General features: G+C 51.1%; 16 protein-coding genes. 12 read left to right on the forward strand and 4 right to left on the reverse strand.

Annotated elements, in window-relative coordinates; genetic code table 11:
• Positions 1–3 precede the first annotated feature (3 nt).
• Positions 4–537, forward strand: a complete 534-nt coding sequence (gene mog / locus H511_RS0121275) for a molybdopterin adenylyltransferase (protein WP_027254165.1) — start codon at positions 4–6, stop codon at positions 535–537.
• Positions 538–677: 140 nt separating this feature from the next.
• Positions 678–1697, forward strand: coding sequence for an adenosine deaminase (locus H511_RS0121280; RefSeq protein WP_027254166.1), 1020 nt, complete (start codon positions 678–680; stop codon positions 1695–1697).
• Between the two features lie 385 nt (positions 1698–2082).
• Here H511_RS0121280 and H511_RS24225 read toward each other — a convergent pair whose 3' ends face one another.
• Positions 2083–2670: a hypothetical protein gene (locus tag H511_RS24225; protein ID WP_155804980.1), complete on the reverse strand. Its 588-nt coding sequence runs from the start codon at positions 2668–2670 to the stop codon at positions 2083–2085.
• A gap of 139 nt (positions 2671–2809) precedes the next feature.
• Here H511_RS24225 and H511_RS0121290 point away from each other — a divergent pair, with 139 nt between their 5' ends.
• Positions 2810–3298, forward strand: a complete 489-nt coding sequence (locus tag H511_RS0121290) for a glutathione peroxidase (protein ID WP_027254167.1) — start codon at positions 2810–2812, stop codon at positions 3296–3298.
• 160 nt (positions 3299–3458) lie between these two features.
• Here H511_RS0121290 and H511_RS0121295 read toward each other — a convergent pair whose 3' ends face one another.
• Both H511_RS0121295 and H511_RS0121300 read right to left on the reverse strand, forming a co-directional pair.
• The gene (locus H511_RS0121295; RefSeq protein WP_027254168.1) at positions 3459–3797 is read right to left on the reverse strand and encodes a hypothetical protein; all 339 of its coding nucleotides are present in this window, start codon (positions 3795–3797) and stop codon (positions 3459–3461) included.
• Positions 3798–3943: 146 nt separating this feature from the next.
• Positions 3944–4906: a CHAD domain-containing protein gene (locus tag H511_RS0121300; RefSeq protein ID WP_027254169.1), complete on the reverse strand. Its 963-nt coding sequence runs from the start codon at positions 4904–4906 to the stop codon at positions 3944–3946.
• A 434-nt stretch (positions 4907–5340) separates the two neighbouring features.
• Between H511_RS0121300 and hppD the strand changes: the two genes are divergently transcribed.
• On the forward strand, positions 5341–6420 hold the full coding sequence (gene hppD / locus H511_RS0121305; RefSeq protein ID WP_027254170.1) for a 4-hydroxyphenylpyruvate dioxygenase: 1080 nt from the start codon (positions 5341–5343) through the stop codon (positions 6418–6420).
• Positions 6421–6658: 238 nt separating this feature from the next.
• A complete protein-coding gene (locus tag H511_RS0121310) occupies positions 6659–8107 on the forward strand; it encodes a hypothetical protein (RefSeq protein WP_027254171.1) in 1449 nt (482 codons plus the stop codon).
• Here the strand turns inward: H511_RS0121310 and H511_RS23880 are convergent.
• A complete protein-coding gene (locus tag H511_RS23880; RefSeq protein ID WP_036760176.1) occupies positions 8104–9168 on the reverse strand; it encodes a bZIP transcription factor in 1065 nt (354 codons plus the stop codon). The two genes, H511_RS0121310 and H511_RS23880, sit on opposite strands and share 4 nt — an antisense overlap.
• A 447-nt stretch (positions 9169–9615) precedes the next feature.
• Between H511_RS23880 and H511_RS0121320 the strand changes: the two genes are divergently transcribed.
• The 7 genes from H511_RS0121320 to rbsB all read left to right on the forward strand — a co-directional run bounded on the left by H511_RS0121320 (position 9616) and on the right by rbsB (position 15506).
• A complete protein-coding gene (locus H511_RS0121320; protein WP_027254172.1) occupies positions 9616–10143 on the forward strand; it encodes a CbrC family protein in 528 nt (175 codons plus the stop codon).
• A gap of 279 nt (positions 10144–10422) precedes the next feature.
• Positions 10423–10872: an acyl-CoA thioesterase gene (locus H511_RS0121325; RefSeq protein ID WP_027254173.1), complete on the forward strand. Its 450-nt coding sequence runs from the start codon at positions 10423–10425 to the stop codon at positions 10870–10872.
• Positions 10873–10953: 81 nt separating this feature from the next.
• Positions 10954–11202 (forward strand): hypothetical protein, encoded by a 249-nt coding sequence (locus H511_RS0121330; protein WP_027254174.1) that lies wholly within the window; start codon positions 10954–10956, stop codon positions 11200–11202.
• Positions 11203–11633: 431 nt separating this feature from the next.
• Complete coding sequence (gene rbsD / locus H511_RS0121335; protein WP_027254175.1) at positions 11634–12053, forward strand: D-ribose pyranase; 420 nt, start codon at positions 11634–11636, stop codon at positions 12051–12053.
• Positions 12054–12065: 12 nt separating this feature from the next.
• Positions 12066–13571 (forward strand): ribose ABC transporter ATP-binding protein RbsA, encoded by a 1506-nt coding sequence (rbsA, locus tag H511_RS0121340; RefSeq protein ID WP_027254176.1) that lies wholly within the window; start codon positions 12066–12068, stop codon positions 13569–13571.
• The gene (gene rbsC, locus H511_RS0121345; RefSeq protein WP_027254177.1) at positions 13568–14551 is read left to right on the forward strand and encodes a ribose ABC transporter permease; all 984 of its coding nucleotides are present in this window, start codon (positions 13568–13570) and stop codon (positions 14549–14551) included. Before rbsA ends, rbsC begins: the two co-directional genes overlap by 4 nt.
• A gap of 73 nt (positions 14552–14624) precedes the next feature.
• Positions 14625–15506: a ribose ABC transporter substrate-binding protein RbsB gene (gene rbsB, locus H511_RS0121350; RefSeq protein ID WP_027254178.1), complete on the forward strand. Its 882-nt coding sequence runs from the start codon at positions 14625–14627 to the stop codon at positions 15504–15506.
• Positions 15507–15539 lie beyond the last annotated feature (33 nt).

Raw genomic sequence — 15539 nt, forward strand, 5'->3', positions numbered from 1 at the left:
AAAATGACAACAGCGAAGATTGGGATTGTCACCGTCAGTGACAGGGCGAGTGCGGGTGTGTATGAAGACCTTTCCGGGCAGGCAATCATTGATACGCTGAAAGCGTACCTGACCTCGCCGTGGGAACCTGTCTACGAAGTGATTCCTGATGAGCGTGATGTCATTGAGTCCACCTTAATTCGCATGGCTGATGAAGAAGAATGCTGCCTGATAGTCACAACCGGCGGAACAGGCCCGGCAAAACGGGATGTGACCCCGGAAGCGACAGAAGCTGTGTGCGATCGCATGATGCCTGGCTTTGGTGAGCTGATGCGTGCCGAGTCACTCAAGTTTGTGCCAACCGCTATTTTGTCGCGTCAGACCGCAGGACTGCGCGACGATACACTGATCGTAAATCTTCCCGGCAAGCCTAAGTCTATCCGAGAATGTCTGGACGCGGTATTTCCGGCCATCCCGTATTGTATTGATCTGATGGAAGGCCCTTATCTGGAAAACGATGAAAGCGTGATCAAGGTGTTCCGTCCAAAACAGAAATAAACCGCAGCTTTCCCTGCTGGTCATTGCGTCACACCGGCAGGGAAAATCTCCCCCCTCTTCTCCATCTTACTGATTTTGCAATCTACACTTTAAACAATATCTCCAAATTACCTGTGTAGAGCGTTTAAGAGGTCAGTGCTATGGAAAGCTTCATCCGAACCCTGCCGAAAGTTGAACTGCATGTCCATATTGAAGGGACATTAGAGCCAGAACTGATGTTTGAACTGGCGCAACGCAACCAGATCCCTTTGCCCTATGCCAGTGTTGAAGAAGCCCGGGCCGCATATCAGTTTGATGATCTTCAGTCTTTTCTGGATATGTATTATCTCGGTGCGGCTGTCCTGCAGACTGAACAGGACTTTTACGATCTCACCTGGGCGTATCTGCTGCATTGTAAAAAAGATCATGTCATGCACACTGAACTCTTTTTTGATCCGCAAACCCATACTGAGCGCGGCGTGACATTTCAGACCGTGATGGCCGGTATTACCCGGGCACTGGCCGACGGGGAGCAGCAGTTATCAATATCAAGCCGGCTCATTATGTGCTTTCTGCGCCATCTCAGTGAGGATGCGGCGTTTGAAACTCTGGCCCAGGCGATGTCGTATCAGGAATACATTATTGGTGTTGGCCTGGATTCTTCTGAGAATGGTCATCCGCCGGAAAAATTCCGCCGTGTGTTTGAAAAAGCGCATGAGGCCGGGTTTTTGACTGTCGCTCACGCCGGCGAAGAGGGGCCTGCCAGTCATATTCGTGATGCGATATCGCTGCTGCGGGTGTCCCGAATCGATCATGGCGTGCAATGTAGCCAGGATCCGGCACTGGTGGATGAATTGATCCGCAATCAGATGCCTTTGACTGTTTGTCCCTTGTCGAACGTTAAACTCAGGGTGTTTGATCACATGGCGGATCACAACATCATTGAGCTGCTGCGCAAAGGCGTGTGCGTGACGATCAATTCCGATGATCCGGCTTATTTTGGGGGTTACATGACGGACAATTTTCTGGCTGTAACCGAGGCGTTTGAGGTAACAAAAGAAGAAATGGCTTTATTTACCGCCAACGCTATCAGGGCCAGCTTTTTGCCGGATGAAGAAAAAGCGCAGTTGCAGGAGCGCCTGGAGCATTATCTGTCTGTTCAGCTCCATCCGATACTGTAAAACAGATAAAAAAAACGCCTGTCAAAGGCATGACAGGCGGGGGAAATAAATCAACTCAAACTGCGTTAAAGACCCTGGCGGTTTTCCGCTCCGGGCATCTTTACTGCAGGAGTTTTAAAGGAACAACATACTTGGTTAAAGCGTAGGCGGTATTATAGGGGTGATTAAAAAACGCGCAACGATCACTTTTGTAAAAAATGTATAGCAAAATGTTAAACATTAATCCTGTCAAAATATTAGGTGGATAACTTTTCTATTCGCAAAGCCATGAAAAACACAGCTGGCCAGTTAGATTTATGATTTAACATGATTTAATTGTGGTATTTTCACTTTTTTGTCTCAGCGGTGTTCCTGGTTGTTTGGGGGTTATTGTCTGTTTTCAGTCTCACCGATCAAATATACGCTGGAACCAGTCTCTGAGTGAGTTTACGAAACTGACGGAGGGCTTATTCTGCTCTGCGTTTCTCGCAGTGTGGCGGGCTGATGCTTTGCCTTGATAATACGCTTGCATTAAGCGGCGCCGGGTTTGCTCAGCGCGGCTGTGGCTCGGCCCTGTGGCGTCATCCGGAAACAGCAGGCTAGCGCTGGACTGCGCATGATCGGCGGCATAGCTGAGATCGATCTGCTGATAACCGAGTACCAGCATCCACAGGCGTGTGACCAGCAGAAAATGACCATGATGCTGGTTCTCAAAGCGTGCCGCATGTTCCTGGCCAAGTTGCTGTACGAACAGATCATTCATTGCATGACTTTGGCTCTCTGTCGTCTGATATTGCTCAAGCGCAGATAAATGCGTTTTGGTCATCAGCCCCAGTAAAAGATCGTCGCCTTTACTGTTTGGCCGTTGCTGCTGCAGTGAGGAAAATTCTGTATCGAGCTGGCTGAGCAGGGCGTCTAAGCTTGCGGCTTCAGCCTGGTTAAAGTCTAAACTTCTGAGGCCCATAGTGGTCAGTTGCTGGCTAAATGAAGACACGGCGGCTCCCGGCAGTGAAGGTTGCAGATGTTGTTGGGGGCCAGTATACGGTTTTGAAGCACAATTCCCAGTTGAACAGCGGTGCCTGATAAACTGGCCACATGAATACATGATTGTATGACAGGTAAGGAACAGAGTTATGGCGGCATTTTATGATTTTTCAGTTACCAGCCTGCAAGGCGAGGTACTGCCATTGAGCACTTACAAAGGGAAAGTCGTGTTGGTGGTGAATACTGCCAGCAAATGCGGCTTTACGCCGCAATATCAGGGTCTGCAGTCGCTCTATCAGACATACCGTGAGCAGGGCCTGGTGATACTCGGTTTTCCCTGCAACCAGTTTGGTCAGCAGGAACCGGGTAACAGTGAAGCCATCAGCGAGTTTTGCGAAATCAACTATGGTGTTGATTTTCCTATGTTTGAAAAGGTGGATGTCAAAGGAGCGGCCAGCCATCCGCTGTTTGTCTATCTGACTGACGCCTTACCCGGACTGCTGGGAAAAAATATCAAATGGAACTTTACTAAGTTTCTGATTGGCCGGGATGGCCGGCCGATTAAACGTTACGCACCGCTGACCAAGCCAGAGGCGCTGGAAGCGGATATTAAAGCTGCCATCAACGCAGATATCTGAGACAGAGGCTGAGACTAAGATCGCGTCAGTCTGTTGTGAGCAATGCATGCCGGCCAGTCGCAGGACAGGCTGGCATGACTCTATGATTCGCTCAAGGCTCTGATTAGCTGAGGGCTTTCTGATTCGCTACAGGCTCTTTGACCAGCTAAAGGCTATCTGCTCAGCTTGAAGCGGGCGCATTGGCCCGGCAGTCGCTGATTTTGCTCAGTGCCGGTTGCATGGCTTCAATCGACAGGCGAACGCGCTTTGCACCTTCCGTCTGCAGGGGGCCGGACTGGGTTAAGGAATGAACGGGGTGCTGCTCTGGCTGGCTGCATTGAATGGCTGAGATGGTGTTAAAAACACCCAGGGCGTAACCCAGGCACAGGGACTCATTCTGATAAGTGCGAAGACAGTCGTTCATGAAGGCTTGTTGCGCATCGGCCGCTGCAGCCTGGGGTGTTAAAGACAGTGCAAACAGGGAGGAGAGAGCCAGTGTTATTGTTCTGATTGTTTTCATACGCACTTCCTTTCATTTATGTTTCATTAATTAATAGCAAAGCGCTGAAAATAAAGCGTGATTGGGCTCTCAGCCTGTATTGCTGTTTAATGAAGCTTTTGTGAAATGTGCATGATGCCGCAAAAATCTCCCGCTCAGTGCCCTGCTCAGGGTTTATAGATCTTTTCAAAAGATTTTTGAGGAGCAGCAAAGGCATATTGATTGACATGATCAATCACGCTGATTTTATGATCGGCATGCTGCTTTTGGCTGAATGTCAGTAAACGCGAGATTGCATTATGGCGTTTCGAACCTGGCTTTTGCTGCTCAAGATACTGATTGAGAAAATCAATCTGTACCGCACTGTCATTAAAGTAACCAAGGGAATCCTGCAGCGCTTTCAGCTGCTTGATGTGATCTTTCATGACTTTGCGCGGAAAAATCGGGGCAAAATACTCCAGAAGATAGCGGAGCTTTTTGCAGGAAATCCTGAGCTCGTGAATGTGTTCGTCCGGGTTGGCGTAACCGATGGACTGACAGACACTCTGCGTTTTGTTGAAGTGCTTCCAGATACATTTTTTTGCAAACGGCAGGCAGGGCTTTTTCCCTGCTTCTGTTGGTTTCACGTTCAGTTCATCCAGTAAACCGATTATCTGGGCACATTGTTGCTGGTAGTCTGCAGATTTCAGCCATTCTTTGATTTGTTTTTGCAACACTATCCGTCTGTCCTGCAGGTCGTTAAAGAACAGGATCAGTCCCTGATGATACTCGTGATCCAGCGCATCGAAATAGGGTTCCATGTTGCCTAAATACACATCCAGATCCCGCAGTTCATTGGTTTTCTGCATCAGGGTTTTCAGCGCATTCTGAATCATCTGTTTTTGCTGCGGCAGGAAAATGGCACTGAGCAGGCTGAGCAAGGCACGACAGCGCCGGAGTGACACGCGGTACTGGTGCAGAAATTCTGTATCGTCGTCGCGGATCAGCCCAGGCTCGTGGCGGCGGGCATGCTGAAATTCGCTTTTCAGAAAATGATAGGTTGGTAAGTAAATTGCGCTGTCTTTTTTCAGGGCAACTGACGCTTTTTTCCGCTGCGGTAAACGCAGTTTATCCCTTTTATTTACGCTCATTACAATGACCTCCTCCGTAACCATAGTCAGGGGCTGTTTATCTTTCGAATCCCGGCAAAGCTGTTAATCCGGTCTCGCCGGGTGTGATTTACCGCGAAGGGGCGTTGCTTCTCTTGCGTAGCTATTTCGGCAACAACCTCAGAGCAGTACTCCAGCGCATACGCCTATGTAAAGCTTTCTACACTATTTTTCAATTTTATGAAATGGCTTGATTTCATGGTGTCTCAGGTTCTTACGCTGTTCTCATTGCCTGTAATGGATGGGGTGCTCATTGAGCGCAAATGGTTGGCAAGCAGGCTTTACAAACTGATTTTACATTGCGTTAACCTTAGTTTTACAACTGGCTTCTCAACCCCTCTCTGTGGTGCTAATTCTATAGGTAAGGAATCGCTGAACAGGCGTCAGCTAAGTAACCAATATGTGAGGATATACGGATGAGTGAAATGATGAAAAATCCTATGGGCACGGACGGCTTCGAGTTTGTTGAGTATACCGCACCGACGCCAGAGGGTATTGCCAATCTCAAAAACCTGTTCCGGCTGATGGGCTTTGCTGAAGTTGCCAAGCATAAACATAAATCAGTCTGGTTATACCGCCAGGGTGATATTAACTTTATCGTTAACGGTGAACAGCATTCTCAGGCTGCCGGTTTTGCCGGTGTCCACGGTGCGAGCGTTAACGCGATGGCATTTCGGGTGAAAGACTCGACGCTGGCTCTGGAACACGCGGTGGAAAACGGCGCGACAGCCTGTCCTGCTCAGGCCGGTCCGATGGAGCTGAACATTCCGGCTGTGTACGGTATCGGTGAATCTCTGATCTATCTGGTTGATCGCTATGGTGAGCACGATATCTATGAGATCGACTTCGACTACTACCCGGATTATCAGGAGCGCCTGGCTGACCAGGATGCCGGTTTACATACCCTGGATCATCTGACTCACAACGTGAAGCAAGGGAACATGGATCTGTGGGCTGGTTTTTATGAGCGCATTGCCAATTTCCGCGAAATCCGCCATTTTGACATCAAAGGTAAAGTGACAGGCCTGCTGTCTCGCGCCATGACAGCACCATGCGGCAAAATCCGTATTCCAATCAATGAATCCAGCGACGATAAATCACAGATTGCAGAGTATCTGGATCAATACAATGGTGAAGGCATTCAGCATATCGCTTTGAGCACGGACAATATTTTCGAGACGGTGTCACGGCTGAAAAAGAACGGTCTGGCTTTCATGGATACCCCAGATACTTATTATGAAGGGGTGAACAAGCGGATTCCCGGTCATCAGGAGGATCTGGCGAAACTGAAAGATCTGAAAATCCTGATTGATGGTGATGAAACCGGCATTCTGCTGCAAATCTTCACCGATACCGTGATTGGCCCTGTGTTCTTTGAAATTATCCAGCGTAAAGGCAATGAAGGCTTTGGCGAAGGTAATTTCCAGGCGCTGTTTGAATCGATTGAACTGGATCAGATCCGCCGCGGTGTGATTCAGGTACCGGATAACGCTTAACGTTACTCGCTTATTTATAAGAATATGAACAAGCCCGCACGGCCAGGTGCGGGCTTTTTTGTTGTCACCCCTAAACCACCGCCTATGGCGGTGGTGATTTTTACATAACGTGCCCGGTTTCGCATCGTTTTGACTCACTGACATTGCCGGCAGACACCAGACCTGACGTTTATCTGCTTCACTTACAGGAGCCGGGTTCAGTTATTTATCGTCACCGGGATCATCAGGAGAAGGGGATATGATGCGTTTGCTGACTCTGTGGGCTTTCCTGTTGGTGACAGCCTGTACATCTCTGCCCGAGCCGATCCCGGATTCCATTCCGGCCCAGCAGCAAATTTACACAGGATCACAAGCCGATTGTGTTGATCTGCTCACTGAATTTAAGCGTACCGTTCAGCAACAGGGCGTACAGGATGCGCAGCTGGTATGGGACCCGAGATTTCCGCACCTGGCGTTCGACCGCTTCAGTCTATCCTGGTTACCTGAGCTGACTGACCGTGAAAGCAAACGCCAATGGCTGGAATATGTGGCACATCAGGCCGCCGTACAGCGGCAGGCGGAATATCAGAACCTGCCGGATAACACCGCTTATGCGCTAAAGCCGCTCGATCTGTGTGCAGAGAAACTGGTCAGCCGCAGTCTGTATCAGCCCGCGCTGTGGTCGGCGTTAATCGCTGAACCACCTGAGCTGCCATCTGGCTACGCCACCTGGCAACGGGTGCTGGGGCTGTACCCGGTCACACAACATTTTGCCAGACCCTCAATCGATAAGGAAAAGCGGCGTCTGATCAGTCACTTTATCCAACCTGTCGAGGGTTATGCGATCCGGTATGCGCCTGATGACAGGGCATCCCTTGACCGCTTGCAGATACAGGAGTGGTTTCGTCAGGCAAGGGAGCGGTCGGCACGGTCATGGCCACAGCTAAGCACAGAGCAGCAGCAAAGTCTGCTTAGCTATTACGCGCCGGTTTTTCAGATCGAAACCCGCTCGCGGGATGACTTTCCCGGTCAGGTGAAGTACGTCACCGCCAGCCAGCCAGAAGTCGTTTCCCAGCAGCCGACCCTCTATACCCATGTCAGCTATACCCGCTTTTATGGACAAACCCTGATGCAACTGAACTACACGTTGTGGTTTGCCAACCGAACTGCGCGCTCAGGGTTTGATCCGTATGCGGGTCAGTTTGATGGCGTACTGATCCGGCTTACGCTGGATGCTGACGGGCAGCCTTACATTCTGGACAGTATTCATCATTGCGGCTGTTATCACATGGTGTTTGCCCTGTCACCGGCACTCACTTTTGCGCCGCCGGACCACAAAACGGAATGGCCTGTCACCCTGCAAGTCTATGCCGGGCATCAGACAGATACGCTGGGAGTGACCTTGTCCTTTGGCGAGCATATGGTGAAAGACGTGCAATGGTTACGGCATGATGTCCGCACACGTTCACTGACCGAACAACCCTATGATCAGTTGCGTAGCCTGCCTGCCGCCACAAGCCATAATAAGAGCCTTTTTAACCAGCAGGCTATGTTACCGGCCAGTGTGCGCGCAGAGCGGTTTTATCTCTGGCCGCTCGGGGTTAAATCGCCGGGGACTCAGCGTCAACTGGGCCATCATGCGACCGCGTTTATCGGCAAGCGTCATTTTGATGAACCTTTTCTGCTGGAAACCCTGTTTAAGCCCTAGCCCTGCTGACCGTCAGTGTCCGTCTGAGCCTGTAGCCCGTGCCACTGGAAATGGTGGTTCGGTTTCTTACTGACCAGGCCTTCACCCATCATGCGGTGGAACACCTCATCGACGTCATCCGCCGAGAGCTTCAGCGCCCGTATAATGGCCCGCTTTGAGCAGCTGACGGAACCAGAGGCCAGGGCATCTACCACGCGATCATAAGGTGACTGAGCTGCCTTCTCTTCAGCGCTTGCAGACTGAGATTCACGGGCCGCTTCAATGGCCAGGGTTGCCATACTGGCTGCGCCTGCATGGTCGATCTCTGGGGTATTTTCAGGTCCTGGCGGGTTGGAACCTGCAGCAGATTGCCTGACAGTCGTGTCTGAGACATAAATGGCGTGGCGCTGGTTAAATTGCTGACGAAAACGCAGCTCTTCACCGATCAATCCGACAAAGAAAGCGGCAAAGAAATCCAGCAGGACAGAGAGGAAGATCACCAGCCCGAGTTGCGCTGCTTCATTGCTGACTTTGAGGGTTTTGGCCAGGCCATCAATCAAACCCAGCACTGAGCCCTGGCTGACCACAGGCAGGTTGTCCCGCTCCATTGCCAGCGCTTGCTGCTGCTCGCGCAGCTTGCTGTTCTCACGTTGAATACGGGTGACACCCGTGGCGATACGCTCCATCTTGATGTATTTCTGCGCCGCCTCATTGTTCAGATCGATCTGCTTTTCAATGGCGTCAATCTGCATGTTATAAGCGTTGATTTTGCTCTGCTGCACAGTGACATGGCTTTGAGCCTGATTGGTGGCACTTTGAATGCCGCCGACCGAACCGCCGATGGAAATCGCCGCCAGCACAGAGTAAAAAGCCAACGCGCAGGCGGCCCCTGAGTAGCTGCGTCTGGCGCGGCGTTCACCAAATTCATACCAGGCGAAGAATTTACCCAGTTCGAAAATAACGGCCAGGCCGCCAAAGAGGATCTGCATCACCGGATTGTCGTCGATAGACAAAAACAGCAGCAGTGAAAAAATGATGGAAGCCAGAATGGAAGCACTGGTAAAGCTGTATACCGTCCACATGGCAAACCGGCCTTTTGGAAAGCGAACAGTGCCTGTTCCGGGTAGAGCGTTGTCTGAAACCATAATAGTGTTTTAATGCCGGCAGGGCTTGCAGCCCCAAAATAGAGTGACTAATTAGCGGGGTAGGATACCGGAAAATCCGGGGCTAGCGGCATGAAAAAGGGCGTTGCGCGTGTCTTGAGCCGGAAATTTGCACAGCGTTGTCATAACTGGTGAAAGCTTGTTCATCCTTGTGCTCAGGGCTTCATTGCTGCGTGGTTTAAAAGCGGCCCTGTTTAAAAAGTGATCGTGCTTCGGAAATGGCGCTTTGCAGGGCCTGAAGCTCACTTTGTCGCTAAATCTTAACCTGATCTTGCCGCATAAGACTGATGCCAGAGTGGCTCTTCACTTTGCTGTGTATGACAAGAATGGCTACAAGCCATCGGTTAAGACAAAGGAATACAAATAGTGACTCTTCCGAAATTCACCTATCACCCCGATCCGCTGGCGACTGGTGCTGTAGTGAAAAGCATGAAAGTGTGCGATTGCTGTGGCGAGGCGCGTGGTTATCTGTACAGCGGCAGTATTTATTCCCAGCGCGATGTCGAATGGCTGTGCCCCTGGTGCATCGCTGATGGCTCGGCAGCCAGAGAATTCAAAGCCTCGTATTCTGATGATTTTCCGCTGGACGGCGCTGGCCTGAAGCGGGAAGTGATTGCAGAGGTTTGCCAGCGCACCCCTGGTTATCAGTCCTGGCGTCAGGAAGTCTGGCTTGATCATTGTGGCGATGCCTGCGAATTCCATGGCTTTGCTGATCATGATGAGCTCAAAGCCTTAAGCGGACAGGCACTGCAGGCTTTTTTGAGCCGCCACATGCTCAAAGCGAATTTATGGCAGGACATCCTGGATACCTATGAAAAAGGCGGTAACCCGGCGGTGTATAAGTTCAGGTGCCGGCATTGTGGTGACATTCTCTACGGCATGGATTTTCTCTGATTGCGGATTACGAATACAGCGTTCTGAACAGCTCCGGCCTGATCCTTTCGCTCTCCTTAGAAGGGGTGAATATTCGCTGCTTCAGCAAACTCAGTACGATTCCTCCCCCTTTTCAAGGGGGAGGCTAGGAGGGGGTTACCGGGGCACAAAATCCAAACCTGTGCACATTTCAAGCACTATTGTCTACTTCTCATTTCTGTGGTTCGATGTTGTGGTAATGTTGCAAAACGGTTAGATTAAATGCTCTAACATAACGTATTTTGCCTCTGAGGAGCCAACATGGACGCAATTCTTCAACAGTACCCTGTGGTCACTGAAATTCCGGTCGCCTGGGGGGAGATGGACGCCCTGAATCACGTCAACAATGTGGTTTATTTTCGTTACTTTGAAACCGCCCGTCTGGATTACTTCAAAGAAGCCGCGCTGATGGACGATATCAAAGACACCGGTGTCGGCCCGGTCCTGAGTGACACCAGCGCCCGCTACCGCCTGCCTGTCACGTATCCTGATACTTTGCTGGTCGGCTCCCGCGTCACCAAAATTGAAGATGACCGTTTCACCATGGAGTACGAAATTTTCAGTAAGAAAATGGGCGCGATTACGACCCGTGGCACGGCCCAGGTTGTGATGTTTGATTTTAAAAACAACAGCAAAGCCAAAATCTCTCCTAAGCTTCGCGACACCATTGAAGCCATCGAAGCGCGCAAGGAATTACCGGCAAGCGCCTGATCTGACCAATGACTCCGAATGAAATGAAAGACGCCTTATTCCGCTTCTATAATCAGAAGTAGCACGAATAAGGAGTCTTTCATGTTTATTGCTACAGAGCACAAGATCACGGATCTGGAGACATTCTCGCAAAAAGCCGGCCCGGCACTGGGGCAACCCCCTGCGGGCATGCGTTTACAAACAGCGCTGCTGGATAAAGACGATCATTGTTGTCGCTGTATCTGGGAGGCGGATTCGATTGAAAGTGTGCAGAATTATCTTGATCCTGAACTGGGCTCAACATCCGTCACTGCGTATTACCTGCTCGATCCCGAGACAGCGATCGGTTGAAAAGCGCTCCGCCGCAGCGACAAAAATCGTCCAGCGAAAGAGTACTGGCCCGCCATCTCAATGCCTCGTTGATACCGTATAAGATAAGTTGTCCTGAAAAGCAGAGGCACCGGATGTCTCTGCTTTTGGCTGTTTCTTAGCTTCTTTATTCCCCATCTGACCGCGACATAGATCACTTTTTGAGTGTGCCTTACTGATAGTTCTGACGATCCCAATCACAGTTCAACTTTTCACCTGCTGCAAAGAAATCAAACTTGATTAAAATTCATCGAAACGTTTCGATGGTGTTTGCCAATCATATAAAAACGGGATAGCGGAAATGTGTTTCTGCCTTTGTTGAGATAGATAAATTGCTATTTTGACGACGTTAGAAGATTTTCCGGCTATTTCATGACTTGAAGCCAGTGATTGCCAAGCCAAGGTGATGAAGAATGAAAAAAAGTACTCTACTGCACGCGGAACTGTCCTATCTGGTGGCGACATTAGGGCATACCGATGAAGTGACGATTTGTGACGCAGGACTGCCTGTTCCGGAAACGGTTCAGCGGATCGATCTGGCGCTCACTCACGGTGTGCCCGGTTTTATTGAAACCGTTCGTACCTTCTTGTCTGAGTCGCAAATTGAAGGTGTGGTGATGGCAGAAGAATTCCGGCAGGTGAGCCCGGCACTGCATCAGGCGATGATTGAGACGCTGCGGGAAGAGCAAATACGCAGCGGTCGTGAAATTAGCGTTTCTTACCTGTCTCACGACGCTTTTAAGGCACGAACGCATAAAAGCCGTGCGGTTATCCGGACCGGGGAATGCACTCCCTATGCGAATGTGATTTTTCAGGCTGGCGTAGTGTTCTGAGGAGGATGGGGTATGGCGCAGGCCATTTTACAGTTGAGTGAGATTGAAAAAGCCTTTCCGGGCGTCAAGGCATTGGATAAAGCCAGCCTGAATGTGTATCCGGGACGGGTGATGGCGCTGATGGGGGAAAACGGTGCCGGGAAATCTACCCTGATGAAAGTGCTGACCGGTATTTATCTCAAAGATGCAGGCAGCATGAGTTATCGGGGACAGCCAGCAGCTTTTCAGGGGCCACGGGATTCCCAGCAGGCAGGGATCAGCATCATCCATCAGGAACTGAACCTGATCCCCGAGCTGACGATTGCCGAGAATATTTTTCTGGGGCGCGAACCGACCGGACCTTTCGGCCGCATTCAATGGCGCCGGATGTACGATGAAGCGGATCAATTGCTGGCGCGTCTGAATGTGAAGCACAGCGCCAAAACCCTGCTGTGTGATCTGAGCCTGGGTGAGCAGCAAATGGTGGAAATTGCCAAGGCGATCTCGTTTGAATCCAGCGTCATTATCATGGATGAACCGACGGATGCGCTGACGGATACTGAAACTGCCTCGCTGTTTCAGGTGATTCGCGAGCTGCGGGATCAAGGTTGCGGCATCGTGTATATCTCGCACCGCCTGAAAGAAATTTTTGACATCTGTGATGACATCACTGTCCTGCGCGACGGTAAGTTTATCGGTGAATGCCCGGTGGCGGAGACCACCGAAGACAGGCTGATAGAAATGATGGTCGGACGCAAGCTGGAAGAGCAGTATCCCCGCATCGCGGTCACGCACGGCGAGACCTGTCTGGAAGTGATTGGTCTGACTGGATCGGGTGTTCATGATGTGAGTTTTTCACTGAAGCGTGGTGAGATTCTGGGCGTTTCCGGGCTGATGGGCGCAGGCCGAACCGAACTGATGAAAGTGATTTACGGTGCCTTGCCCAGCGAACGCGGGGTGATCAACCTGAACGGCAAAACGATCAATCCGGTCAGTCCTCAGGATGGACTGCTCAACGGTATTGCCTATATCTCGGAAGACCGTAAAGGCGATGGTCTGGTGCTGGGGCTGTCGGTGAAAGAAAACATGTCGTTGTGTGCCTTGGATCAGTTGAGTCAGGGTATGCAAATCCGCCACAGCGACGAAGTGATGGCGGTGGATGATTTTATCCGGCTGTTTAACATCAAAACGCCGGGCCGGGATCAGATCATCGGTAACCTGTCAGGCGGTAATCAGCAAAAAGTGGCAATAGCCAAAGGGCTGATGACCAAACCCAAAGTTCTGATTCTGGACGAGCCGACTCGTGGGGTCGACGTTGGTGCGAAGAAAGAAATTTATCAATTGATCAATCAGTTCAAGGCCGATGGTATGAGCATCATTCTGGTGTCTTCTGACATGCCGGAAGTGCTGGGCATGAGCGATCGCATTCTGGTGATGCATGAAGGCCGTATCTGCGGCGAGTTTGATGCAAAAGATGCGGATCAGGAAAAACTGCTGGCCTGTGCTGTCGGCAAAACCATCAATGAGGAAGCGGCATGAATACCAAGACCTTACCCACATCCACTGAGTCCGGTGAGAAAAAGTGGTTCAGTACAGCCTGGCTGATCGAACAAAAATCACTGATTGCGCTCATTTTTCTGATTGTTGTGGTGTCTTTTCTTAACCCGAATTTTTTCACAGCAGACAACATTCTCAATATCCTGCGTCAGACGTCGGTTAACGCCATTATCGCCGTCGGCATGACGCTGGTGATTCTGACGGCGGGCATCGATCTGAGTGTCGGTTCAGTCCTCGCGCTTTGTGGTGCCTTTGCGGCCAGCCTGATCGCCATGGAAGTGCCGGTATTGATTGCGGTACCTACTGCTTTACTGGCCGGTGCGGCGCTCGGGGCTATCAGCGGCATCATTATCGCCAAAGGCAAGGTACAGGCGTTTATTGCCACGCTGGTGACCATGACTCTGCTGCGCGGTGTGACCATGGTGTATACCGATGGCCGGCCTGTTTCGACCGGGTTTACGGAGACTGCGGATGCCTTTGCCTGGTTTGGTACCGGCTATGTGCTGGGGATCCCAGTGCCGGTGTGGCTGATGGTGGTGGTCTTCGCCGCGGCCTGGTACCTGCTCAATCACACCCGTTTCGGCCGTTATGTTTACGCGCTGGGGGGCAATGAGTCAGCTACCCGCCTGTCCGGTATCAATGTGGATCGGGTGAAAATCGGCGTGTACGCCATCTGTGGTCTGCTGGCCGCGCTGGCGGGCATTATCGTGACTTCCCGGTTGTCGTCAGCACAGCCGACTGCAGGCATGGGCTACGAACTGGACGCGATTGCCGCTGTGGTACTGGGCGGTACCAGCCTGATGGGCGGTAAGGGCCGCATCATGGGAACCCTGATTGGTGCACTGATTATCGGCTTTTTGAACAACGCCCTGAACCTGCTCGATGTGTCTTCTTACTACCAGATGATTGCCAAAGCAGTTGTGATTTTGCTGGCTGTGCTGGTGGACAATAAAAACAAGTAAATCCAGAGGATTTACGGACAACAAGAGAGCCGGGTGACGTGTACCGGCTCCCCCTACACGAAGGATAATCATGATGAAAAAACTGGCAACATTAATCTCTGCTGCACTTCTGACATCCACCGTTTCTGTGTCTGCACAGGCGCAGGACACACTGGCGATTGTGGTGTCAACGCTGAACAATCCGTTCTTTGTGACCATGAAAGACGGCGCGGAAGCCAAGGCAAAATCACTGGGTTACAACCTGATTGTGCTGGATTCGCAAAATGATCCGAGTAAAGAACTGTCGAATGTCGAAGATCTGACGATTCGGGGGGTAAAAGCCATTCTGATCAACCCGACTGACTCTGATGCCGTGTCGAATGCCATTCGCATGGCGAACCGCTCAACGATCCCTGTCCTGACCCTTGACCGCGGTGCAAGCCGGGGCGATGTGGTGAGTCATATTGCTTCAGACAATGTTGCCGGTGGTGAAATGGCAGGCAAATACATCATGGAGAAAGTGGGTGAGCAGGCCAAAGTCATTCAACTGGAAGGCATTGCCGGAACATCAGCAGCCCGCGAGCGGGGCGAAGGTTTCATGAAAGCCGTGAAGGGCAGTCAGATGGAGCTGCTGGCCAGTCAGCCTGCTGATTTCGACCGGACCAAAGGCTTGAACGTGATGGAAAACCTGCTGGCGGCGAATCCTGATGTGCAGGCGGTGTTTGCTCAGAATGATGAAATGGCGCTGGGTGCGCTGCGTGCGGTTCAGGCATCTGGCAAGCAAGTAATGATTGTCGGTTTTGATGGGACGGATGACGGTATTGCCGCTGTTAATCGTGGCAAACTGGCGGCGACCATCGCCCAGCAACCGGATCAGATTGGCGCACTGGGTGTAGAAACTGCAGTTAAAGTACTGAAAGGTGAGCAGGTTGAAAAATACATACCTGTGCCGCTGAAAGTGGTCGTCAAGCAGTAAACATCAGGAATATTCCCTCCCCTTGGTAAGGGG

This window comes from Photobacterium halotolerans DSM 18316 (assembly GCF_000425165.1).
In the GTDB taxonomy this organism is placed as follows: domain Bacteria; phylum Pseudomonadota; class Gammaproteobacteria; order Enterobacterales; family Vibrionaceae; genus Photobacterium; species Photobacterium halotolerans.

Bases quoted from the DNA above. Each gene is read 5' to 3' on its own strand.
- mog (WP_027254165.1), top strand. From the start codon at position 4: ATGACAACAGCGAAGATTGGGATTGTCACCGTCAGTGACAGGGCGAGT.
- H511_RS0121325 (WP_027254173.1), top strand. From the start codon at position 10,423: ATGGACGCAATTCTTCAACAGTACCCTGTGGTCACTGAAATTCCGGTC.
- H511_RS0121290 (WP_027254167.1), top strand. From the start codon at position 2,810: ATGGCGGCATTTTATGATTTTTCAGTTACCAGCCTGCAAGGCGAGGTA.
- hppD (WP_027254170.1), top strand. From the start codon at position 5,341: ATGAGTGAAATGATGAAAAATCCTATGGGCACGGACGGCTTCGAGTTT.
- H511_RS0121330 (WP_027254174.1), top strand. From the start codon at position 10,954: ATGTTTATTGCTACAGAGCACAAGATCACGGATCTGGAGACATTCTCG.
- rbsA (WP_027254176.1), top strand. From the start codon at position 12,066: ATGGCGCAGGCCATTTTACAGTTGAGTGAGATTGAAAAAGCCTTTCCG.
- H511_RS0121310 (WP_027254171.1), top strand. From the start codon at position 6,659: ATGATGCGTTTGCTGACTCTGTGGGCTTTCCTGTTGGTGACAGCCTGT.
- rbsD (WP_027254175.1), top strand. From the start codon at position 11,634: ATGAAAAAAAGTACTCTACTGCACGCGGAACTGTCCTATCTGGTGGCG.
- H511_RS0121295 (WP_027254168.1), bottom strand. From the start codon at position 3,797: ATGAAAACAATCAGAACAATAACACTGGCTCTCTCCTCCCTGTTTGCA.
- rbsC (WP_027254177.1), top strand. From the start codon at position 13,568: ATGAATACCAAGACCTTACCCACATCCACTGAGTCCGGTGAGAAAAAG.
- H511_RS23880 (WP_036760176.1), bottom strand. From the start codon at position 9,168: ATGTGGACGGTATACAGCTTTACCAGTGCTTCCATTCTGGCTTCCATC.
- H511_RS0121280 (WP_027254166.1), top strand. From the start codon at position 678: ATGGAAAGCTTCATCCGAACCCTGCCGAAAGTTGAACTGCATGTCCAT.
- rbsB (WP_027254178.1), top strand. From the start codon at position 14,625: ATGAAAAAACTGGCAACATTAATCTCTGCTGCACTTCTGACATCCACC.
- H511_RS0121300 (WP_027254169.1), bottom strand. From the start codon at position 4,906: ATGAGCGTAAATAAAAGGGATAAACTGCGTTTACCGCAGCGGAAAAAA.